At 49.8% G+C, this 759-nt stretch carries 1 protein-coding gene; it reads right to left on the bottom strand.

Annotation, left to right across the window (positions count from 1 at the left end):
- The coding region (locus tag ACWA2B_RS27925; RefSeq protein WP_449292881.1) for a condensation domain-containing protein at positions 1 to 742 on the bottom strand (742 nt) is incomplete at its 3' end.
- Between the last annotated feature and the right edge of the window lie 17 nt (positions 743 to 759).

Here is a 759-nt window from a genome sequence, read left to right on the forward strand (position 1 = left end):
CAACCTCCTTGCGGCGGAAAATCACCTGCACAGGCTCATCCTGCCAACCGCTGATGAAATTAGCTCTAAAGATCTCATGCCGCTGCGCCAAATGATTCAAGCTATCCTGGAAAATATCCGCTTGGAAGCGTCCGTGCAAATCAAAGGTCGTTTGTTCAAAATAAGCTCCTGACGCTGCATCCATCAGACTATGGAACAGCATGCCTTTTTGCATCGGCGTCAACGCATATACATTTTCCAGTTCCCCGATGTCACGAGTCCGCTCTACCAACTGATCCAGCTCGGCCATGGTTACATGTTTAAGCATGACATCGCTTGGCGTCAGTTCTTGCTGTTTGCGGCCTACACAATGCGCAATGATTTCCTGCAAACTGATTTTGAACTCTTCAGCTAACTGCTCCATCGTTTCATGACGATATTCCTGCTTGCTGTAGCTGATTGTCAATTGCAGTTCGCCTTCCGAAATCAGTCCGTTCATATCCAGCGTGTGCGATCTGGCTGCATGGGCGCTAAGCTCTGCACCGCTAGCGTAAGGAGATACGCCAATGGACTGACTTTGCATATCTTGATCAAATTGTCCCAGATAGTTAAAGCTGATTTCAGGTTCGGTCACAAAACGCTCTTGCTCACGGGCTGCGGACAGGTATCTCAACATCCCGTAGCCAATGCCCTTTTGCGGAATGCGGCGGAGTCCTTCTTTCACCTGTTTGATGCGCTGTGAAAGGTCTTGCCCCACGCTCATATCCAGCACCACCGGGA

It is taken from the genome of Paenibacillus sp. CMM36 (assembly GCF_053570945.1).